The organism is Streptomyces sp. NPDC047042 (assembly GCF_040644035.1).
Classification (GTDB): domain Bacteria; phylum Actinomycetota; class Actinomycetes; order Streptomycetales; family Streptomycetaceae; genus Streptomyces.
On record NZ_JBEYVP010000002.1, the window covers coordinates 152,782 to 173,750 of the forward strand.

The window sequence follows — 20,969 nt, forward strand, 5'->3', positions numbered from 1 at the left end:
GCTTCTCGCTTGATCAGCGTTGCAGCCACTCGTCGAGAAGGGCGGCCTCGGCTTTGCTGAGCGTGGGCAGTTCGGGCAGGAGGGTGCGGAAGGCGGCGACGACGGCCGCCGGGTCCTGGGTGGGGACAGCGGGCTCATCGGTGAGGATGGCCCGAGCGATCGCGTCGAAGGCGGCGTCGGCCAGGTGCGGGTCCCGCTGGTCCGGTAGCTGGGTCAGCAGGGTGTGGACGGTTCCGACCCCCGCCGAGTGGATGAGGCTGACGGCGCGTTCCTCGCTCACCCGGAGCCGCCCGGCCGCGGCGATTGCGTGCACCCGCTCGGCGAGGATCAGCAAGCCCTTGACCTGTGCCGGGGTGTCACGTGCGCGGACCGGGTCGAGCAACAGGCCGTAGACGTACGGGTTGGCCAGGCCGAAGCTGATCTGCGTGTTCCATCCGGCGCGGAGGTCTTCCACCGGGTCGTCCAAGGGTGCGCCGGCCTGCTTGCTCGCCACATGTTCGGCGAAGACCCGCTCCGCTGCGGCATCCAGCAGCTCGTCCTTGTCCTGGAAGAGGCGGTAGAGGGCCGGAGGCTGCAGCCCGGCCTCATGGGCCACGCGGCGCGTGGTCACCGCGGCCGGCCCCTGGTCGCGCAGCAGGCCGGCCGCGGCCTTCACGATGCGGTCCCGTGTGATGTCTCGCCGCTGCGTGGTCGGTGCCATGGAGACGATGGTATCGCTCGGGAATGGTCGGCGATGGTATCGCTGATATCGCCACCTCTCCCACGCCGAACTGCCGGAAGAGGCTGGGGGCGTCAGCCCGTCTCCCGATCGACCCGCGCGGCTGCATCCAATGGAAGTATCGGTGGTACCGTTATTTTCGTTCCATTGGAAACGCGCCTTGGGAGCCACCCATGCTGATCGTCACAGGAGCCACCGGCCACCTCGGGTCGCTGATCGTCGACCGCCTGCTGGAGCGGGTGCCGGCCGACAGGATCGGCGTCAGTGTGCGCGACGTGAACAAGGCCGCCGACCTTGCCGAGCGCGGCGTTCGGGTCCGCGCGGGCGACTTCACCGAACCCGACAGCCTGAAGCACGCCTTCGAAGGTGCTGAGCGCGTCCTGGTCGTCTCCGCGGCCATTCGGGGCGACGGCGCGCTGACCGCCAACAGCGCCGCCATCGACGCGGCCCGGGAAGCGGGCGCCCAACGCATCCTGTACACCAGCCACCAGGCTGCCTCTCCGCTGTCGCTCTTTCCGCCGCAGCGGGTCCATGCGGCTACCGAGCAGCACCTCGAGCGGCAAGGAGTCCCCTACACCGCTCTTCGCAACGGGTTCTACGCCTCCACCCTGGGCTACTACATCGGCGCGGCGCTGGAGACCGGCACGCTCGCCGTGCCGCAGGACGGCCCGGTCTCCTGGACGGCCCACGAGGACGTGGCAGAAGCCGCGGCCTTCGCCCTGACCGAGGGCGCGGAGGACGGTGCGCTCGAAGGAGTCACGCCGCCGCTGGCAGCCCCCCACGCGCTCGACTTCGCCGATGTCGCCGACATCCTCAGTCGCATCACCGGCCGGACGATCACCCGAGTCGTCATGGACGACGACGAGTGGACGGCCGCAGCAGTCGCCGGCGGGATGCCGCGACCGGCCGCGGAGTTCTCCCTGACGATGTTCGCGGCATCGCGCAAGGGCGAGTTCGAAGCCACCGACCCGACACTGGAAGCCACCATCGGACACCCCGCCAAGACCGTCCACGAGGTCTTGGTGACCGCCTTGCGCTCCCGGTGAGCCCGACCCTCCGATCGGCTGTCCGTCGGTTGCTCGCCGATGGTCACCCGGACTTTCGGGAGGTTGGTTCACTGACCGGATGTGCGCGCGCCGCGTCGGGCCAGCCGTCGGCCCAGCGCCTGGCCCGGAGCCTCGACATAGCGGTGGCTCAGCACGCACAGCGGCAGCAGTACCGCGAAGAAGGCGACTTCGGGGAACAGGTTGTCCTGCCGCAGCCGCCCGATCGTGCCGTCGCTCAGCGTCAGCAGCACCGGATGCAGCAGATAGACGGAGTAGCTGATCGTGCCCAGCCCGACCAGCAGCCCCGGTACGCGGCGGTGACGCAGCGCCAGTCCGATGCCGAAGGTGAGTACGGCCAGCAGGAAGGCCGTGATCCAGGCGCGCCGCGTGAAGTGGTCCCCGTCGCCGTACCCGTACGCGCTCCCCACCGCGCACACGACGACCACGAGGGCCGCGCAGGCGGCGTACCACCAGCTGGCGCGGCCGTGCTCGGCCCGGTGCACGGCTGTGCCGAGGAACATCACGGCGAGGATCACCAGGCCCTCCCACACCGGGACCGTGCCGTTGAAGAGGACCAGGAGCAGGGCCAGAGAGGCACCCAGTCCGCCTCCGACCACGCGAAGTCTGGGGGATCCGGCGCTCGTGCAGCAGATGGCGGCCGTCAGGGCGACCGCGGTGATCGCGACGAGGCGGCCGGTGCCGACCGTGTCGGAGAGCGCGGAGGGCGAGAGCGTGACCCCGGCCGCCACGCTCACGGCGGCGAGCGCGGCCAGGGTGAGGGCGATCGGCGTCGGGCGGTCGTGCCGGCCGATCGTGAAGAGGGAGACGACCAGGAGGTAGAAGGCCATCTCGTAGGAGAGCGTCCACAGGACCAGCAGGAGGTTGGGGGTGCCCAACAGCTCCTGGAACAGGGTGAGATGGGCGACGGCGGTGGTGGCGGTGCCGAAGTCGGTGCGGGGTTCGGCGATGCCGAGCAGACCGAGGGCGAGGACGGCGGCGACGGCTACGACGCAGAGCGGGTAGATGCGGAAGATCCGGCCGATCCAGAACGTCCGTACGCAGCCCCGGCGTTCCAGCGACGCCGGGATGATGTAGCCGCTGACCAGGAAGAACACCATGATGCCGTACCGGCTGATGTTGACCTCGGGGATCAGCTCCCGCCGGAACTCCGGCAGGTAGGAGTACGAGGAGTGGTCGAACACGACGACGAGCGCGGCGATGCCGCGCAACGCGTCCAGCCAGCCCAGTCTGTCCGGCTGCTCCGTCGAGTCGGTCGGCAGACCGGTCATGGGGTGGGCTCCACCGGCGTCTCCTTCGCGTCTGCTCGCTACGGATACCAGACGCGCGCTGTCCGGTCTTGTTCGTCGTCGCCTCCGGAATATCGTGTTCCGATTGAATCGAACTGGATTCCGGTTAAGGGGAGAAGGGGTTGTTCGGGGGGTCGTTCAGGGTCGTGCAGGCGTTCGATGGCGGCTAAACCGCCGACGTCGTACTTCGACCGATTCCTGTCCTTTAATGCCGCATATTCAACAATTTCTGAAGTGCTCCTGGTCACTATTGGTTGATCCCCGAATGACAATGGGCATCTTGATCATCATGACCACGGAGACGCGCACGCCCCATCCAGTCCTTGACCAAGCGGCCATCACCGGCCTCCTCTTCGACGACGGCGCCGACGGAAACGAGGTCCACGAACGCTGGCGAAAAGCCGTCTCGGAAGAACTGTTCCGGTATCGGCCCGGACTAGGGACCCAGCAACGATGGCAGCTCGCCTATGAACGGCTCCGAGCCCTGAACAAACACGTCCCGTCGCCCGAACACCTCGCCAACGACCCCCGCGGACTGGCGGCCTTGCACGAGTGGACCTGCCCCGTGGACGGCGCCACCGTCACCGTCGCCGGTATCCACTACAACCTCTTCCTCGGCAGCGTCGTCGACGACCAGGTGTCCCCGCCACGCGAGTTGACCGACTTCACCACCATGACCCGCATGGGCACGTTCCTCGTCACCGAACGCGCGCACGGCAACGACGTACCGGCGCTGGAGACCGTCGCCCGGTACGACCGGGAGCGCGACGAGTTCGTGCTGCACACCCCGCACCCCGGGGCGCAGAAGTACATGCCCAACACCAGCTCCGCGGGCGGCCCCAAGACCGCGGTGGTCGCCGCCCGGCTGATGGTCGACGACAAGTACCTGGGCGCCTTCCTCTTCCTCACCCCGCTGAGCGACGAGTACGGCACCCTGCCCGGCATCACCGTCACCCTGCTGCCGGAGCGCGTCGGCACCTCGGTGGACCACTGCGCCACGAACTTCGACAACGTACGGCTGCCCCGTACCGCCCTCATCCAGGGCGCCCACGGCCAACTCCTGCCCGACGGAAGCCTCGTCAGCTCCGTCGGCAGTCCGCGCAAACGGTTCCTGCACGCCATCGGCCGGGTCACGGCGGGCAAGCTGTGCATGAGCGCCAGCGGGCTCGGGACGGCCCGTACGGCACTCGCGATCGCCGTCCGGTACTCGTACACCAGACAGATATCCGGGCCCGTCGCCGGGCAGCGCGTCCCGATCGCCGCCCACCGCAGCCACTACACCCGCCTCCTCGACCACACCGCCACCGCCTACGCCATGACCTTCCTGCACCGGGCGGCCACCGAACGCTGGGTCACCCACGCGCCCGAGGACCGCGAGGGCGCCGAGCGGCTGGTCGCCGTCACCAAGGGGTGGGTCACCTGGCGGGCCCGCGAGATCGTGACCGAGAGCCGGGAGCGCTGCGGCGCCCGCGGGCTGTTCTCCGTGAACGGACTCGCCGCCATGGCCGGTGACATGGACGGCGCGATCACCGCCGAGGGCGACAACGTGGCGATCTGGTGCAAGGCCGGCGCCGAGATGATCTTCGGGCACGAGCTGGCGGCGGAGCCCGTACGGCCCACCGGCGACGAGCCGTTGACCGACCCGGGCCTGCTGCGCCGCGCCCTGACCGCCGCCGAGCGCTACTGGCACCTCGCCGCCCGTCGCGATCTGCGGCGCGGTGACGGGGGCGACGCCCTCGGCCGCTGGAACAACGCGTCCGACGCCGCGCTCAACCTCGTGGAGGTGTACGCGGTGGGCCAGGCCGCCGACGCTTTACTGGCCGCGTGCGCCCGTGTGTCCGACCCGATCACGCGTGCGGTCCTGGAGGACCTGAGCGCGCTGTTCCTGCTCCGCCAGGTCGACGCCCGCAGTGGCCTGCTCCTCGCCGAACAGGCCCTCACCGCCGACCAGGTACGCGCCCTGCCGGAAACCCTGCACGCCCTCACCACCCGGCTGGCCCCGCACCTGAGCAACCTGACCGAGGCCTTCGCAGTCCCGGAGGAACACCTGTCGTCACTGCCGATGCTGAGCGGCGTCTGACGTGTCCCAACCTGAGCTGCCACGAGGCTACTGTTGGTCTAAAAATGACGTGCTCATGACTTGCACCTGATGTGCGCCGGGCGTGTGGGGGATGTACGCCCGGCGGACCCACGATCAGGCGGCCCGCCGCAGCGCCCGGTACAGCCCCGCGCTCACCGCGAACCCGACCAGACACGTCACGTCGCCGAAAGCCGGCCACTGCTCCGGCACCCAGCCCACGTACTTCTCCTGGTTCGAGAACAGCGGCACCGACACCGCCATGCCCGCCAACAGTGCGGTGATTCCGGGCCAGTTGGTGAAGGCACGGTCGGACAGACGGGCAGTCAGCGTGTCCAGCGGTGTCCGTGCCCGCAGCCACCTCTCCGTCAGCACCACCCCCAGCCACGGCCCCACCCAGTAGGCGATCACCAGCAGAAACGCCTCGTACGCCTGCCCCGCGTCCGCCAGTGACGACCAGGCCGCCGCCGTACCCGCCAGCCCGCACAGCACCACGATCGCGCCGCGCCCGAGCCACCCGGGCAGCCGAAAGCCGAAGGACGTGATCGACATCGCGGAGGAGTAGACGTTCAGGGCGTTCGCCGAGACCGCGCCCAGGATGATGGCGAGGAGCACCAAGTCGCCCAGCCAGCCTGGGAGATGAGCCGTGAACGCCGCCGTCGGAGTCGAGCCCTCCGGAGCGACGATCGTCGCCGAGGCCGCGCCGATCAGCGCCACGACGGAGACGGACACGAACAGGCCGAGGGCGGGGTGGAGGGCGGTGCGGAAACGGTCGGCCGTACGGGGGAGGTAGCGGGAGTAGTCCGAGGCGCCCGGGTTCCAGCCGGCCGTGTATCCCCAGGCCGCGCTGAAGGCGAGCAGAAACCCGCCGATGCCGCCGCCGGCCCCCGGCGCGCCCAGGTCGGCCTCCTTGAACGTCCAGACACCGGCCAGCAGGAAGACGACCGCCAGCGCCGGGAACGCGTACTTCTCGAAGGCGTGTACGAAGTTGTGGCCGATGAAGCCGATCACGATCTCCGCCGCGACCACGAGCAACAACGACGGGAGCGGACGCAGCCCGGTCAGCGTGTTGAGCGCGAAAGCGGCGCTCACACTGTTGACGGCGAACCAGCCGACACCCGAGACAAGTGCGTTCACACCGGCGGGCAGCAGATTCCCCCGGTACCCGAAGGAGAACCGGCCGATCGCCATCTGCGGTACGCCGAACCGGGGCCCGTCGAGGGAGAGGATCCCGTGCGTCAGCGCACCGAGCGCGGTGCCCAGCAGCAGCGCCGCCGACGCCTGCCAGAAGTTCAGGCCGAAGAAGAGGACCGAGATCACGCCGATGTAGACCGTCGCGAACTCGATGTTCGGGGAGGCCCAGGTCCACAGCAACTGGAGCGGGGCGCCGTGCCGTTCGGCGTCCGGGATGGGGTCCGCGCCCGCCGTCTCGACGGCGATGACCTTGTCGCCGTACTCGGGAGCCGGGGTCACGGAGGTACTGGCCGGAGCAGTCGTCATGCGAGGCAAGTCTCCGGCCCGCACCGGGCCCGGCCCAGGGGCGCACTGTCCGCTTCGGGGGGCTCGTCGACGTACACCTTGTACGGCGGCAGCCCCCCGGGTACGTAAGCCCTACTCCTTGGGATCCTCGCCGCTCTCCCGGCGCTTCAGTTCCTCCTCGCGGCGGCGCAGGTCCGCCTCCCAGTCCCGCAGGTGCGCGTCGTCGTCCTTCACCGGCTCGCCGGCGTCGGTCTTCCCGGTCTTGTCGGCCTTGTCGTCCCGGAGGGACTTCAGGAACTCCGGGTTGTCGTCGGGGGCCACCCACTGGCCGCCGCCCGAGAGGCCGCCCATGCGCTGCGAGGTGGCGCGGTCGCGGCCGATGATCAGCCACGAGACCGAGCCGACGAGCGGAAACAGGAGGATGAGGATGGCCCATACGGGTTTCGGCATGAAGCGGACGTCCTTCTCCTGCGTCGTGACGCAGTCGATGAACGCGTAGATGCTCAGGGCGAGAGGCACCAGGATCAACAGCACCCGCAGCATGTATTCGGTCCCCTTGAGTCTCCGGCCCCCGCTGACAGGTCCAGGGTAGTGCGTAACGGATACTGGAACGCATGGCTTACGACGATCTTCGCTCCCTGCTCAGGGCGCTGGAGCGCGAGGGCGACCTCAAGCGCATCAAGGCCGAGGTGGACCCGTACCTGGAGGTCGGGGAGATCGTCGACCGCGTGCAGAAGGCAGGCGGGCCCGCGCTGCTCTTCGAGAACGTGCGTGGCTCGGCGATGCCGCTGGCGATGAACGTGTTCGGCACCGACCGGCGGCTGCTCAAGTCGCTCGGGCTGAAGTCGTACGCGGAGATCAGCGAGCGGATCGGCGGGCTGCTGAAGCCCGAACTGCCGCAGGGCTTCGTCGGTGTGCGGGAGGCCTTCGGCAAGCTCGGCTCGATGGTCCACGTACCGCCGAAGAAGGTGAAGTCCGGTGACGCGCCCGTGCACGACATCGTGCTGGAGGGCGACGAGGTGGACCTCGACCTCCTCCCGGCCCTCTTCACCTGGCCCGAGGACGGCGGCTCCTTCTTCAACCTGGGCCTGACGCACACCAAGGACCCGGAGAGCGGGATCCGCAACCTCGGCCTCTACCGCCTCCAGCGGCACGACAAGCGCACCATCGGTATGCACTGGCAGATCCACAAGGACAGCCGGAACCACTACCAGGTGGCGGCCCGCAAGGGTGAGCGGCTGCCGGTCGCGATCGCGTTCGGCTGCCCGCCGGCCGTCACCTACGCGTCCACGGCCCCCCTCCCCGGTGACATCGACGAATATCTGTTCGCCGGGTTCATCGCGGGCAAGCGGATCGAGATGGTCGACTGCATGACGGTGCCCCTGCAGGTGCCCGCGCAGGCGGAGGTCGTACTGGAGGGCTGGCTGGAGCCCGGCGAGATGCTGCCCGAAGGGCCCTTCGGCGACCACACGGGCTTCTACACCCCGCAGGAACCCTTCCCGGCGCTCAAGATCGACTGCGTGACGATGCGCAGCCGCCCGCTGCTCCAGTCGATCGTCGTCGGCAGGCCGCCCACGGAGGACGGCCCGCTGGGCCGCGCGACGGAGAGGTTCTTCCTCCCGCTCCTCAAGATCATCGTGCCGGACATCGTGGACTACCACCTCCCCGAGGCCGGCGGCTTCCACAACTGCGCGATCGTCGCGATCGACAAGAAGTACCCCAAGCACGCGCAGAAGGTGATGCACGCCGTCTGGGGCGCCCACATGATGTCCCTGACCAAGCTGATCGTGATCGTCGACGCCGACTGCGACGTCCACGACCTGCACGAGGTCGCCTGGCGGGCCTTCGGCAACACGGACTACGCCCGCGACCTCACGGTGGTCGAAGGCCCCGTCGACCACCTCGACCACGCCTCCTACCAGCAGTTCTGGGGCGGCAAGGCGGGCATCGACGCGACCCGTAAGTGGCCCGAGGAGGGGTACACGCGCGACGGCGGCTGGCCGGAGATGGTGGTGTCCGACCCGGACACGGCCGCGAAAGTGGACAGACGCTGGAAGGAATACGGCCTGTGAGTTCCGCATCCGCCTCCGCCGCCCTGCCCCAGCCGGGCCGCACCAAGGCCTTCCTGCGCCTCGTCATGATCGAACACTCGATCTTCGCGCTGCCCTTCGCCTACATCGCGGCGCTGACCGCGATGTTCCAGGTCGACAAGAACATCCACTGGGGCCGGCTGCTCCTGGTCACCGTCTGCATGGTGGGCCTGCGCACCTTCGCGATGGCGGTCAACCGGATCATCGACCGCGAGATCGACGCCCGTAACCCGCGCACCGCCCACCGTGAGCTGGTCACGGGCGCCATGTCGGTGAAGCACGCCTGGACCGGCGCCCTCGTCGCCGTCGTCGTCTTCCTCGGCTCGGCGGCCCTGCTGAACCCCCTGTGCCTGGCCCTCGCCCCCGTCGCGGTGATCCCGATGGTGGTGTACCCGTACGGCAAGCGGTTCACGAACTTCCCCCAGGCCATCCTGGGTCTCGCCCAGGCCATGGGCCCGGTCGGCGGCTGGCTGGCGATCACGGGGGAGTGGTCCTGGGACGCGGTCATCCTGGGGCTCGCGGTCGGCATCTGGATCGGCGGCTTCGACCTCATCTACGCCTGCCAGGACGTCGACACGGACCGCGAGACCGGCGTCCTGTCGGTGCCGGCCCGCTTCGGCATCCCGGCGGCGGTGTGGGGCGCCCGCGTCTGCCACGCGCTGACGACGGCCCTGCTGGCCTGGTACGCGCTGGCCACGGACGCGGGCGCGTTCTTCTGGCTGGGACTGGCGGTCGTGGCGGGGGCCTTCGTCTACGAGCACAGGATCGTGCGCCCGCACGACCTGTCACGACTGAACCGGGCGTTCTTCTCCGTCAACGGCTTCATCGGCATCGCTCTTTTCGGGTGTGCGCTGGTCGACCTGCTCGTCCGTGGACTCACGGTCTGAATTCGGGTACGGGTGACCGCCGGTAGGCTCAAGGTGTGAACGCAGGAGAAACGCAGCGCACGCCTTGGATCGTGGGGGTGTCCGGAGCGTCGGGGACGCCGTATGCGGCTGCTGTGCTGCGTGCGCTGCTCGATGCGGGGGAAGCCGTCGATCTGGTCGTCAGCCGGGCCTCGCGGCTCACGCTGCTCGACGAGACCGGGATCTCCTTCCGCGACGCCCACTGGCAGGACGACCTGCGGGAATGGCTGGCCAGGGGCGCCGACGGCAAACCCGGCACCTTCGCCGTGGACATCGACCGCGTACGGCACTGGAGCGCCGGTGACCTGGCGGCCGGGCCCTCCTCGGGGTCGTACGCCACCAAGGGGATGCTGATCGTGCCCGCCTCCACGGCCTGCGTGGCCGGGGTCGCGCTGGGGCTGTCGAAGGACCTGTTGCAGCGGGCGGCGAGCGTCACCCTCAAGGAACGGCGCGCTCTCGTCGTCGCCGTACGGGAGTCCCCGCTGAACGGGCAGACGCTGCGGCACCTGGTGACCCTGGACGACGCGGGCGCGAGCGTCGTACCGGCCTCGCCCGCCTTCTACGCCGGCGCCACCCACATCCAGGACCTCGTGGACTTCGTCGCCGGGCGCGTGCTCGACGCGGCGGGCGTCCCGCACCGGCTGTACACCCGCTGGGAGGGCGAACTCGGCGGGGGTGCCGGGGAATCCCGTACATCCCGTACTGATAACGACTGAGCCGGCGTACGTATCAGCAACTGGCAGGACCACTCATCACCTTCAGCAAGACCTTGAGCAGGCTTCACCCCCAAGCAAGTCTCACCTTCAGCAAGCTGTGAAATGTTCAGCATTCTTCAGGATTCTTCATCGGAAGGCTCGAATCGCATGGACGCCGTGGACAGGCAGCTCATCCAGGCCCTGAGGGAGAACGGCCGGGCCTCCTACGCCGAGCTGGGGCGCCTCGTCGGTCTGTCGGGGCCCAGTGTCACCGACCGCATCAACCGGCTGGAGACGGCCGGTGTCATCACCGGGTACCGCGCCACCGTCGACGCCGCCTCGCTCGGCCTCGGCGTCACCGCGCTCATCGGCATCTCGCTCTCCGACGCCGCCGACCACGAGGACGTGGCGCGTCGGCTGCGGGACCTCAGCGAGATCGAGGACTGCTGGTTCATCGCGGGCGACGACTCGTTCATGCTCAAGGTGCGGGCGAGCGACGTCGACGGACTCGAGAAGATCATCCGGCGGCTCAGCGGGACGCAGGGCGTCTCCAGGACCCGTACGACCATCGTGCTCTCCACGAAGTGGGAGAACAGGGTCGGTGAGCTGCCCGAAGAGCATTAGGGGCGGGGGCGTACGGTTGACCGGGCTGTAGGAAGGCCGAGCTGTCTAGGAGAGGGACGAGCGAGGGATGAGCATGGACGTCGGGCTCAAGCGCGAGCTGGAGGAGAAGGTCAGGGCCGGTGAGCGGCTGACCCGCGAGGACGGCATCGCGCTGTACGAGTCGGACGACCTGGCCTGGCTCGGCGGGCTGGCGCACGAGGTGCGCACGCGCAAGAACGGCGACGTCGTCCACTTCAACGTCAACCGGCACCTCAACATGACCAACGTGTGCACCGCCTCGTGCGCCTACTGCTCCTTCCAGCGCAAGCCGGGCGAGAAGGACGCGTACACGATGCGCATCGAGGAGGCGGTCAAGCTCGCCAAGGCGATGGAGGGCGAGAACCTCACCGAGCTGCACATCGTCAACGGCCTGCACCCGAGCCTTCCCTGGCGGTACTACCCGCGCTCGCTGCGGGAGCTGAAGGCCGCCCTGCCGAGCGTCTCCCTCAAGGCGTTCACGGCGACGGAGATCCACCACTTCGAGACGATCAGCGGCCTGTCGGCGTCCGAGATCCTCGACGAGCTGATCGACGCGGGCCTCGAGTCGCTGACCGGCGGCGGCGCCGAGATCTTCGACTGGGAGGTCCGCGAGCACATCGTCGACCACCGGACGCACTGGGAGGACTGGTCGCGCATCCACCGCCTCGCGCACGAGAAGGGTCTCAAGACCCCGTGCACGATGCTGTACGGCCACATCGAGGAGCCCCGCCACCGCGTGGACCACGTCCTGCGACTGCGTGAACTCCAGGACGAGACGGGCGGCTTCCAGGTCTTCATCCCGCTGCGCTACCAGCACGACTTCGTCGACATGAAGGACGGCAAGGTCAGGAACCGCCTCCAGGCGCGCACCCAGATGGCGACCGGCGCGGAGGCGCTCAAGACCTTCGCGGTGTCGAGGCTGCTGTTCGACAACGTGCCGCACGTCAAGGTCTTCTGGGTCATGCACGGCGTCCAGACCGCGCAGCTCGCGCTGCAGCACGGGGCGGACGACATGGACGGGTCGGTCGTCGAGTACAAGATCACGCATGACGCGGACAACTACGGCACGCCCAACAAGCTCACCCGCGACGATCTGCTCGACCTGATTCGGGACGCCGGGTTCCGGCCGGTGGAGCGGAATACTCGGTACGAGATCATTCGGGAGTACGAGGGTCCCGATCCGGCGCGTCGGGAGTCGCCTCAGCCGATGAGGGTGTGAGGGCGGATGTGACGTCGGGTGCGGGTGCGTGGGGGCCGGGCGCGCAGTTCCCCGCGCCCCTTGGGTGGGTACTCGGGGCCCATGCCTGATGAGGCGCCCGAAGATGCTTACACCGCAGAGCCCTTTGTTCCTGGCCGGGGCGGGCTGCCCGCCCTGCGCCGGGCCGCCGCCGACTGTCGGGGCTGTCCGCTCCACCGTGATGCCACCCAGACGGTCTTCGGTACGGGGGCCGCGCACGCGCGCGTGATGCTTGTCGGGGAGCAGCCCGGGGATCAGGAGGATCGGCAGGGGGAGCCGTTTGTCGGGCCTGCGGGGAAGTTGCTGGACCGGGCGCTCGCGGAAGCGGGGCTGGATCCGGCGGAGGCGTATGTCACCAACGCCGTGAAGCACTTCAAGTTCGCGCAGACCGAGCCCGGCAAACGCCGTATCCACCGGGCGCCCACCCTTCGGGAGATGACGGCCTGCGGGCCCTGGCTCGCCAAGGAGCTGGAGCTGGTCGCGCCGGAGCTGATCGTGGTCCTCGGCGCCACCGCCGGCAAGGCGCTGCTCGGCTCGTCGTTCCGGGTGACTCAGGTGCGCGGGACCGTGCTGGAGGAGGAGATCCACGGGAGGCGGGAGCGGCTCGTGCCGACCGTGCATCCGTCGGCCGTACTGCGGGCCGAGGACAGGGAGGCGGCGTACCGGGGCCTGGTGGCGGACCTGGAGGTGGCGGTACGGGCGCTGGGCTGACGGTGGGATGACGGCTGGGCTGACGGTGGGATGACGTACGTGACGCCGGGGCCGACTTGAGGCGACGGGTGCGTAATGATTACCCTCCCCTCATGCCCCTTACCTTCACCCTCGATCCCGCCGTCGACCCCGACCTCCGGGACGGCATCCTCGACCTGTGGGCGGACGTGTCCAACGCGGGCGGTGCCGTCGGCTTCGTCGCCCCGGTGGACCGGGAGACGATCCGGCCCGAGCTGGTGAAGCACTTCGTGGCGATGGCGGAGGGGCGCGTCCGGCTCCTGGTCGCGCACGACGAGGACGGGCGGGTCGCCGCGACCGCGTTCCTCACCTTCAACACGCACCGGCTGATGACCCACTGGGTGTGGCTGTACACGGTGATGGTGCACCCCCGCCACCAGGGCCGGGGCTACGGCCGGGACCTGCTCGCGGCGGCGGCGGACGCGGCCCGCACCTTCGAGGGCACGGAGGCGATCCGCCTCACCTGCCGAGGCGGCCACGGCCTGGAGCGTTTCTACGGCTCCTGCGGCTACAAGGAGGTCGGCCGCATACCGGGCGCGATACGGGTCGCGCCGGGCGACGACCGCGACGACATCATCATGCTGCTGCCTCTGACGTGAGCCCGTGCGTCCCCGTGCACCCGCCTGCAAGATCGGCACCTCGCCGTGCTTCACTGGACGGTGCCCTTTTTTGGAACTGGAAGAGTGGATTGAGATGCTCCGCTACACGCTGATGCGCTTCGGGATCCTGGCGGCCTGCCTGCTGGTGGTCTGGGGCCTCGTCTACTCCGGTATCGCACCGCGCGGCCTCGGCAGCTCCAACGGCATGTGGGTCATCCTGCTCTCCCTCGTGATCTCCGCCCCGATCAGCTTCGTGGCGCTCCGCAAGGAACGGGACCGGGCGTCGGTGCAGATCGTCGAGAAGGTGGACCGCGTCAAGGCCAACCTGGAGGCGAACCGCAGCCAGGAGGACGAGGCGGTCGACGAGGCGGCCCGCGCCCAGGCGCAGAACCCGGCTGAGAACCCGGCCGAGAACCCCGCTCGGAACTCTGCTGAGAACCGGGCTCAGAGCCAGATCTCCTGAAGCCGGGCACAACTACCCTTGCCCTCATGGGTGCTGTGAAGAACAAGCGGATGCCGCGTGCCGTCCGTGAGCAGCAGATGCTGGACGCCGCCGTACGGACCTTCGGCCAGCGTGGCTACATGGCCGCGTCGATGGACGAGATCGCCGAACTCGCCGGTGTCTCCAAGCCGTTGGTCTATCTGTACCTGAACTCGAAGGAAGACCTCTTCACCGCCTGCATCAGGCGCGAGGCCAGGACACTCACCGAGGCCGTCCGCGCCGGTGTCGAACCCGCCCTGCCCGCCGACCGCCAGCTCTGGGACGGCCTGTGCGCGTTCTTCACGCACACCGCCCAGAACCCGGACGGCTGGTCCGTGCTCCACCTCCAGGCCCGTACGCACGGCGAACCGTTCGCGACCGAGGTCACCGCGATGCGCGAGGAACTCGTCGCGTTCGTCACCCAGTTGATCGTGATCGCGGCCCGCGAGGCCCACAGCGACCCCTCCCTGCCCGAACGCGAGGTGGCCGGCCTGGCCGTGGCCCTGGTGGGCGCCGCCGAATCCCTCGCGGCCTGGGCCAACACGACCCCGGGCGTGACCGCGAAACAGGCGGCGACCACACTGATGAACTTCGCGTGGGCGGGCCTGGCCAACCTGATGACAGGGAGCCCCTGGACGGCCCCGAGTTCCTAGGGCCTGTCGTCAAATTCCCGTCGTCCGCCCGAAGGGCGGGCCTCGCGGCGGCAGGTGCGTGCTCTCGGCGTGCCGGACGCAGGCCCTCGTACTGGTTGTACGTGGGTCTGTGTCCGGTGCGGCGAGAGGGCGTGCATGTCGTCGCGAGGCAGGCGGGAATTTGACGACAGGCCCTAGGGCTCAGCGAGGCGCGGTGAGGGCGGGTGAGGGGTTCCCGTTGAGTCGGCGGTCGGTTCGGTCGTGGTGGATGGGTGTGTGTGAGGTGCTCAGGGGGAGGCCTGTTCCGTCGTGGCGGGTGGCGATGATCTCGGCGGCGATGGACAGGGCGGTCTCTTCGGGTGTGCGGGCGCCGAGGTCGAGGCCGATGGGTGAGTGCAGGCGGGTGAGTTCGGCTTGGGTGAGGCCGGTTTCGCGGAGTTTGCGGTGGCGGTCGGTGTGGGTGCGGCGGGAGCCCATGGCGCCGATGTAGGCGGCCGGCAGGCGTAGGGCTGTTTCCAGGAGGGGTACGTCGAACTTGGCGTCGTGGGTGAGGACGCAGATCACCGTGCGGTCGTCGGTCGGGGTGTGGCTCAGGTAGCGGTGGGGCCAGTCGATCACGATGTCGTCGGCCTCGGGGAAGCGCGTGCGGGTGGCGAAGACGGGCCGGGCGTCGCACACCGTGACGTGGTAGCCGAGGAACTTGCCCACGCGCACCAGGGCCGCCGCGAAGTCGATCGCCCCGAACACGAGCATGCGCGGGGGCGGCACGCTCGACTCGACGAACACGGTCAGGTCCGGTTCGCAGTGGGTTCCGTCCCGCGCGATGTCGAAGGTGCCGGTGCGGCCCGCGTCGAGCAGGGAGCGGGTCTCGTCGGCGACGGCACGGTCCAGGTCGGGGTGTTCGCCCAGTTCACCTTCGTACGAGCCGTCCTGGCGGACTGCCAGTGCCCGCCCGAGCAGCTGGGCCGGCCCGCGGATCACGCGGGCGAGCGCCACCGCATCGCCCCGGGCCGCGGCCGACAGCGCCGTCTGGAATGTCTTCCTGCCGGGTCCGTCGGCGGGTACCGGGGTGACCAGGATGTCGAGGACGCCGCCGCAGGTCAGGCCGACGGCGAAGGCGTCCTCGTCGCTGTAGCCGAACCGCTCACGCACCGCCACTCCGTCGGTGAGGGCCTGGGTGCACAGGTCGTACACCGCGCCTTCGACGCAGCCGCCGGACACCGAGCCGATGGCCGTGCCGTCGGTGTCGACGGCGAGCGCGGCGCCCGGGCCGCGCGGTGCGCTGCCGCTGACGGCCACGACCGTGGCCACGGCGAACTCCCGTCCCTCCTCGAGCCATTGGTTCAGCTCGCCAGCGATGTCCAGCACGTGCATGCCTTTCTTGCCGTAGGACGGATCGAACCGCCGTTGTCTCAGAGGAGTTTGTCCAGCGTGATCGGCAGGTCCCGCACCCGCTTGCCGGTCGCGTGGTACACGGCGTTCGCCACGGCCGCACCGACACCCGTGACTCCCACTTCGCCCGCGCCGAGGATGCCGAAGGCCGTGTTCGGGTCCGGGTCGTCAAGGAAGGACACGTCGATCGGCGGGATGTCGGCGTGCACGGGGACGTGGTACTCGGCCAGGCTGGGGTTCATGATCCGTCCGTTGCGCGGGTCGACGAGGGTCTCCTCGGCCATCGCCAGGCCCAGGCCCATCACGATGCCGCCGCGCAGCTGGCTGGCCGCCGTCTTCGCGTTGATCACCCTGCCGATGTCGAACACGCCGACCCACCGCGACACCCGCGTCTCACCGGTCTCGGCGTCGACCCTCACCTCGCAGAACTGGACACCGGAGGCAGCCTTGATCAACCGCTGGGCGCTGAGCAGGAAGCCCGGGAGGAACCGTGCCCGCCCGGCGATGCGGCCGAGCCGCGTCTCGGATCCGACTTTGGCTTCGACGTGCGGCACCTTCGCGCGCCGGAGTATCTCCTCGTTGCTGTCGCCGCCGGTCCTGCGGGCCATGGACTGCAGCTTCTGCTTCAGCTCCTCGCACGCCTGCAGCACACTGGCGGCGGTACTCGCGGTCTGGACGGAGGACGCGGCGGCCGGTCCCATCGGCAGATCGGAATCGCCGTACTCCACGCGGACCGCGTCGAACGGCACACCCAGCGCGTCGGCCGTGATCTGGGCCTGAGCCGTGGCCGCGCCCATGCCCATCTCCTGGAAGGCGCAGCGCACCAGGACGCTGCCGTCGGCCGACAGTCGGACCGTGACGTTGACCGGCATCGACAGTGCCGGGTGGAACGCCGTGGCCATGCCCGTCCCGACCAGCCACCGTCCCTCGCGTGTCGAGCGCGGTTCGGGGTTGCGCTCGTGCCAGCCGAACCGCTCCGCGCCCAGCGCGTAAAGCTCCGGCAGCTTGCGGTGCGAGAACTTCTTCTTGCCGTCGATCGGGTCGACCGCGGTGTCATTGCGCAGGCGCAGCTCGATCGGGTCCATGCCCAGCTCGTAGGCCAGTTCGTCGATCGCGGACTCCAGCGCGAAGGTACCGATCGCCTCGCCCGGCGCCCGCATGAAGGTGCTGGGCAGCAGGTCGAGCCGCACGCGGTCATGCCGCGCGAGGATGTTCTCGGCCGCGTAGAGGTGCTGGGACGCGGAGGTGACCTGCTCGAAATTGCCGCCGATCTCGCTGGCGCGGGTGACGCTGGTGTGCAGCAGCGAGGTCAGCCTGCCGTCGCGGTCGGCCCCGAGCGCGACCCGCTGGATGGAGGGGGTGCGTCCGCCCACCGTGCGGTAGACCGCCTCCCGCGACAGCACCAGCCGCACGGGCCTGCTGGTCGCGCGTGCGGCCAGCGCCGCGAGGATGGTGCCGGGCCACATCGCGAACTTGCCGCCGAAGGCGCCGCCGACGAAGGGCGCCAGTACCCGTACGTTGGTCCTGGGTACGGAGAACCGCAGCGCGAGGTGGGTGCGGAACCAGTCGATGGACTGCGTCGCGTCGTGGACGGTCAGCCGGTCGCCGTCCCAGACGGCGATGGTGGAGTGCAGCTCCAGCGCGTTGTGGCTGTGCGGCGGGGTGGTGTACCGCAGGTCCAGCGACACCTGCGCGGTGGCGAGCGCGGCCTCCGCGTCGCCCCTCTCCGCTCCCTGGGGGAAGAAGGAGTTGTTCGTTTGCGGCTGTGCGTCGTGTTGGACCCCCTCGAAGTCCACCACGGACTCGGTCACCGCGTACTCGGCGCGCACCAGCGCGGCTGCCTCCCGGGCGGCGGCGGAGGTCTCCGCTACGACCACCGCGATCGGCTGCCCCTCCCACAGCACCTCGTCGCTCTGCAGGTAGTTCACCGAGGTGCCGGAGAACAACATGGTGAAGTTGAACGTTCCGGCCTTGGGCGCCGGTTTCATGGGGGGTGCGTTGAGGTGGGTGAGGACGGCGATCACGCCCGGCACCGCGCTCGCCTCGTCGGTGTGCAGTACGGTGACGCGGCCGCGGCTGATGGTGGCGTGCACGAGTACGGCGTGCGCGAGGCCGGGGTAGAAGTGCTCGGCGGCGAACTTCGCGGCGCCGGTCGTCTTGACGCCGCCGTCGATGCGGTCGAGCGGTTGTCCGATCGTGGTCATGCCGCCCTGCCTTCTTCCTGCCTTTGAGTTCGGCATCAGGCGGCGCTCCCGTCGGTCAGCAGCTGCCGCAGGGTCGCCGCGATCGTGCGCCGTGCGAGTTCGATCTTGAAGGCGTTCTGCGGTCCGCCCTCTGCGGCGGCGAGTTCGGCTTCCGCCGCCCGCCGGAAGGCCTCCTCGGTCGGGGGCTGACCGAGCAGGAACCGTTCGGCTTCGGTGGCGCGCCAGGGTTTGGTGGCTACGCCGCCGAGTGCGAGCCGTACGTCGGTGATCACGCCGTCCTCGACGGCGAGCGCGGCGGCGACCGAGACGAGGGCGAAGGCGTACGACGCCCGGTCGCGGACCTTGCGGTAGAGCGAGTGCGCCGCGACCGGCACCGGGGGCAGTTCGACGGCCGTGATCAGCTCGTCGGGGGCCAGCACCGACTCGATGTGCGGGGTGTCGCCGGGCAGCGTGTGGAAGTCGGCGACTGGGATACGCCGTACGCCGCGCACGCTCTCCGCTTCGACGACCGCGTCGAGGAGCACCAGCGCCACGGCCATGTCCGAGGGGTGGGTGGCGATGCAGTGTTCGCTCGTGCCCAGGACCGCGCTGCCGCGGGAGAACCCGCCGATCGCGTCGCAACCGGTGCCGGGCGCGCGTTTGTTGCAGCTTGCGGTCTCGTCGTAGAAGTACATGCAGCGGGTGCGCTGGAGGAGGTTGCCTCCGACGGTCGCCATGTTCCGCAGTTGCGCGGAGGCGCCGAGCAGGATGGCCTGCGCCAGGACCGGGTAGCGGGTGCGGACGAGGGGGTCCGCGGCGAGGCGGCTGTTGCTCACCAGCGCGCCGACGCGGAGGGTGCCGTCGGGGAGTTCCTCGATGTCGGTCAGGGGCAGGCGGGTGATGTCGACGAGCGTCGCCGGGTGTTCGATGCCCTCGCGCATGAGGTCGACGAGGTTCGTCCCGCCGGCGAGGAACTTCACGCCCTCGCCGTCGGCGGCCGTGCGCAGCGCCGTGTCCACATCCGTCGCACTGGCGTAGGAGAACGACTTCACTTCGCGACCTCCCTGATCGCCGAGACGATGCCGTTGTAGGCGCCGCAACGGCACAGGTTGCCGCTCATCCGCTCCCGGATCTCCGCCTCGTCCAACTCCCCGCCACCGTCGGCGAGATGCTCGGTCGCCGCGCTGGGCGCGCCCTCCTTGTGCTCGGCCAGCATCCCGATCGCCGAACAGATCTGACCCGGCGTGCAGTACCCGCACTGGAACCCGTCCGTGCGCACGAACGCCTCCTGCAACGGGTGGTCGACCCCCTCGATCGTCGTGATCTCCCGGCCCTCGTACTGCACCGCCAGCGCGAGACAGGCGTTGATCCGCCGCCCGTCCACCAGCACCGTGCAGGCACCGCACGCGCCCTGGTCGCAGCCCTTCTTCGTGCCGGTCAGGTTCAGGTACTCGCGCAACGCGTCCAGCAGACTCACTTGCGGCGCGACGTCCAGTCTTCGGGCGGATCCATTGATCCGCAGCTCTATCTCCACCTGTCATTCCTCCGGTTCACCCGAGGGCTCGTTGTCTTGAGGGGTGCTCGCGAATGGTGATCGTTGTGCAGGTCACGCGCTGTCGGCGGGCAGCGCCGGGTAGTCGGTGTAGCCGCGGTGGTCGCCGCCGTAGAAGGTGGCCGCGTCGGGGGTGTTGTACGGGCCACCGGCTGCGAGCCGGGCGGGCAGGTCGGGGTTGGCCAGGAACAGGGCGCCGAAGGCGACGATGTCGGCGGTGCCGTCCTCGATGAGGGCGAGTGCGTCGGGGCCGGTGGTCTCGGGGTGGGTGAAGGGGTTGAGGACGAACGCCGTCGGCCAGTCCTTGCGCAGCCGGAGGGTCAGGTCGCGGTCCGGGCTCTCGACCAGGTGCAGGTAGGCGAGGTCCAGCCGGGCGAGACCGGCGATCAGGGTGCTGTAGGTCTCCAGCACGTCCGCCGGGTCGGTCTCGGCGATGTCGTTGTAGGGGTTGCCGGGCGAGATGCGGAAGCCGGTCCGGTGACCGCCGATCGCCTCCGCGACGGCCCTGGCGACCTCGATGCCGAAGCGGACCCGGTCCGCGGGCCCGCCTCCCCAACTGTCGGTGCGCAGGTTGGTGTTGGGGGCGAGGAACTGGTGGATCAGGTAGCCGTTCGCGCCGTGGATCTCCACGCCGTCGAAGCCGGCGGAGATCGCGTTGTGGGCGGCCTCGGCGTAGTCGGCGATCGTCCGGGTGATGCCGTCCTGGTCCAGTTCCCTGGGTGTGACGTAGTCGTGGGGGCCCTCGTACGTGAACACCTGGCCGGTCGCCGCGACGGCGGAGGGGGCGACGGGGACGAGTCCGTCGGGCAGCAGGCTGGGGTGGCCGATCCGGCCGGTGTGCATGAGCTGCGCGAAGATCGTGCCGCCCTGGGCGTGGACGGCGTCGGTCACCTTCCGCCAGGCGTCGACCTGCGCCGCGGAGTGCAGGCCGGGGGTGTTGGTGTAGCCCTGGCCGACCGCCGACGGCTGGATGCCCTCGGTGACGATCAGGCCGGCGCTCGCGCGCTGGGCGTAGTAGGTGGCCGTCAGCTCCGTCGCCGTGGCTGCGGGAGCGTCGGCGCGGCTGCGGGTCATCGGTGCCATCGCGATGCGGTTGGCCAGCGGCTTTCCGCTCAGGTCGATCGGGTCGAACGCGGTAGTCATGGCGGCTTCCCTCGAGGAACGGGTCGGGTGGGAGAGGTTGGAGAGCTAGTAGAGACTGTACA

Annotated in this window: 20 protein-coding genes; 11 read left to right on the top strand and 9 right to left on the bottom strand. The window is 69.7% G+C overall.

Annotated elements, in window-relative coordinates; translation table 11 throughout:
* Positions 1–13: 13 nt before the first annotated feature.
* Positions 14–700, bottom strand: coding sequence for a TetR/AcrR family transcriptional regulator (locus tag ABZ855_RS02515; RefSeq protein WP_360799687.1), 687 nt, complete (start codon positions 698–700; stop codon positions 14–16).
* Between the two features lie 191 nt (positions 701–891).
* Here ABZ855_RS02515 and ABZ855_RS02520 point away from each other — a divergent pair, with 191 nt between their 5' ends.
* Positions 892–1,764 carry an NAD(P)H-binding protein gene (locus ABZ855_RS02520; RefSeq protein WP_360799690.1) on the top strand — a complete coding sequence of 291 codons (873 nt, stop codon included), beginning with the start codon at positions 892–894 and terminating at the stop codon, positions 1,762–1,764.
* A gap of 68 nt (positions 1,765–1,832) precedes the next feature.
* On the opposite strand, the gene ABZ855_RS02525 is transcribed toward ABZ855_RS02520, so the two are convergent.
* Positions 1,833–3,053, bottom strand: a complete 1,221-nt coding sequence (locus ABZ855_RS02525) for an acyltransferase (RefSeq protein WP_360799693.1) — start codon at positions 3,051–3,053, stop codon at positions 1,833–1,835.
* 307 nt (positions 3,054–3,360) lie between these two features.
* Here ABZ855_RS02525 and ABZ855_RS02530 point away from each other — a divergent pair, with 307 nt between their 5' ends.
* On the top strand, positions 3,361–5,151 hold the full coding sequence (locus tag ABZ855_RS02530) for an acyl-CoA dehydrogenase (protein WP_360799696.1): 1,791 nt from the start codon (positions 3,361–3,363) through the stop codon (positions 5,149–5,151).
* Between the two features lie 114 nt (positions 5,152–5,265).
* Here the strand turns inward: ABZ855_RS02530 and ABZ855_RS02535 are convergent, their stop codons facing one another.
* Together ABZ855_RS02535 and ABZ855_RS02540 are read right to left on the bottom strand one after the other, a co-directional pair.
* A complete protein-coding gene (locus tag ABZ855_RS02535; protein WP_360799699.1) occupies positions 5,266–6,648 on the bottom strand; it encodes a cytosine permease in 1,383 nt (460 codons plus the stop codon).
* Between the two features lie 111 nt (positions 6,649–6,759).
* Positions 6,760–7,170 (bottom strand): PLD nuclease N-terminal domain-containing protein, encoded by a 411-nt coding sequence (locus ABZ855_RS02540; protein ID WP_360799702.1) that lies wholly within the window; start codon positions 7,168–7,170, stop codon positions 6,760–6,762.
* Between the two features lie 71 nt (positions 7,171–7,241).
* Here ABZ855_RS02540 and ABZ855_RS02545 point away from each other — a divergent pair, with 71 nt between their 5' ends.
* The 9 genes from ABZ855_RS02545 to ABZ855_RS02585 all read left to right on the top strand — a co-directional run bounded on the left by ABZ855_RS02545 (position 7,242) and on the right by ABZ855_RS02585 (position 14,658).
* Complete coding sequence (locus ABZ855_RS02545; protein WP_360799705.1) at positions 7,242–8,699, top strand: menaquinone biosynthesis decarboxylase; 1,458 nt, start codon at positions 7,242–7,244, stop codon at positions 8,697–8,699.
* Positions 8,696–9,604: a menaquinone biosynthesis prenyltransferase MqnP gene (gene mqnP / locus ABZ855_RS02550; protein WP_360799708.1), complete on the top strand. Its 909-nt coding sequence runs from the start codon at positions 8,696–8,698 to the stop codon at positions 9,602–9,604. Before ABZ855_RS02545 ends, mqnP begins: the two co-directional genes overlap by 4 nt.
* Before the next feature lie 35 nt (positions 9,605–9,639).
* Entirely contained in the window at positions 9,640–10,338 is a 699-nt protein-coding gene (locus ABZ855_RS02555; protein WP_319212022.1) for a UbiX family flavin prenyltransferase, read from the top strand.
* Positions 10,339–10,485: 147 nt separating this feature from the next.
* Positions 10,486–10,941 carry an Lrp/AsnC family transcriptional regulator gene (locus ABZ855_RS02560; protein ID WP_319212020.1) on the top strand — a complete coding sequence of 152 codons (456 nt, stop codon included), beginning with the start codon at positions 10,486–10,488 and terminating at the stop codon, positions 10,939–10,941.
* 73 nt (positions 10,942–11,014) lie between these two features.
* Entirely contained in the window at positions 11,015–12,178 is a 1,164-nt protein-coding gene (gene mqnE / locus ABZ855_RS02565; RefSeq protein WP_360800261.1) for an aminofutalosine synthase MqnE, read from the top strand.
* Between the two features lie 81 nt (positions 12,179–12,259).
* Complete coding sequence (locus ABZ855_RS02570; RefSeq protein ID WP_360799713.1) at positions 12,260–12,907, top strand: UdgX family uracil-DNA binding protein; 648 nt, start codon at positions 12,260–12,262, stop codon at positions 12,905–12,907.
* A gap of 92 nt (positions 12,908–12,999) precedes the next feature.
* Positions 13,000–13,524: a GNAT family N-acetyltransferase gene (locus ABZ855_RS02575; RefSeq protein ID WP_360799716.1), complete on the top strand. Its 525-nt coding sequence runs from the start codon at positions 13,000–13,002 to the stop codon at positions 13,522–13,524.
* Between the two features lie 94 nt (positions 13,525–13,618).
* Positions 13,619–13,987, top strand: a complete 369-nt coding sequence (locus tag ABZ855_RS02580) for a DUF4229 domain-containing protein (RefSeq protein WP_360799719.1) — start codon at positions 13,619–13,621, stop codon at positions 13,985–13,987.
* A 26-nt stretch (positions 13,988–14,013) separates the two neighbouring features.
* A complete protein-coding gene (locus ABZ855_RS02585; protein ID WP_360799722.1) occupies positions 14,014–14,658 on the top strand; it encodes a TetR/AcrR family transcriptional regulator in 645 nt (214 codons plus the stop codon).
* A 180-nt stretch (positions 14,659–14,838) separates the two neighbouring features.
* On the opposite strand, the gene ABZ855_RS02590 is transcribed toward ABZ855_RS02585, so the two are convergent.
* The 5 genes from ABZ855_RS02590 to ABZ855_RS02610 form a co-directional block, all read right to left on the bottom strand.
* Complete coding sequence (locus ABZ855_RS02590) at positions 14,839–16,005, bottom strand: XdhC/CoxI family protein (RefSeq protein ID WP_360799725.1); 1,167 nt, start codon at positions 16,003–16,005, stop codon at positions 14,839–14,841.
* A 44-nt stretch (positions 16,006–16,049) separates the two neighbouring features.
* The gene (locus ABZ855_RS02595; protein ID WP_360799728.1) at positions 16,050–18,233 is read right to left on the bottom strand and encodes a xanthine dehydrogenase family protein molybdopterin-binding subunit; all 2,184 of its coding nucleotides are present in this window, start codon (positions 18,231–18,233) and stop codon (positions 16,050–16,052) included.
* 35 nt (positions 18,234–18,268) lie between these two features.
* The gene (locus ABZ855_RS02600; RefSeq protein ID WP_360799731.1) at positions 18,269–19,264 is read right to left on the bottom strand and encodes a xanthine dehydrogenase family protein subunit M; all 996 of its coding nucleotides are present in this window, start codon (positions 19,262–19,264) and stop codon (positions 18,269–18,271) included.
* On the bottom strand, positions 19,261–19,746 hold the full coding sequence (locus ABZ855_RS02605) for a 2Fe-2S iron-sulfur cluster-binding protein (protein ID WP_360799734.1): 486 nt from the start codon (positions 19,744–19,746) through the stop codon (positions 19,261–19,263). The genes ABZ855_RS02600 and ABZ855_RS02605 overlap by 4 nt, the downstream gene beginning before the upstream one ends.
* A gap of 72 nt (positions 19,747–19,818) precedes the next feature.
* Complete coding sequence (locus ABZ855_RS02610) at positions 19,819–20,907, bottom strand: alkene reductase (protein ID WP_360799737.1); 1,089 nt, start codon at positions 20,905–20,907, stop codon at positions 19,819–19,821.
* Positions 20,908–20,969 lie beyond the last annotated feature (62 nt).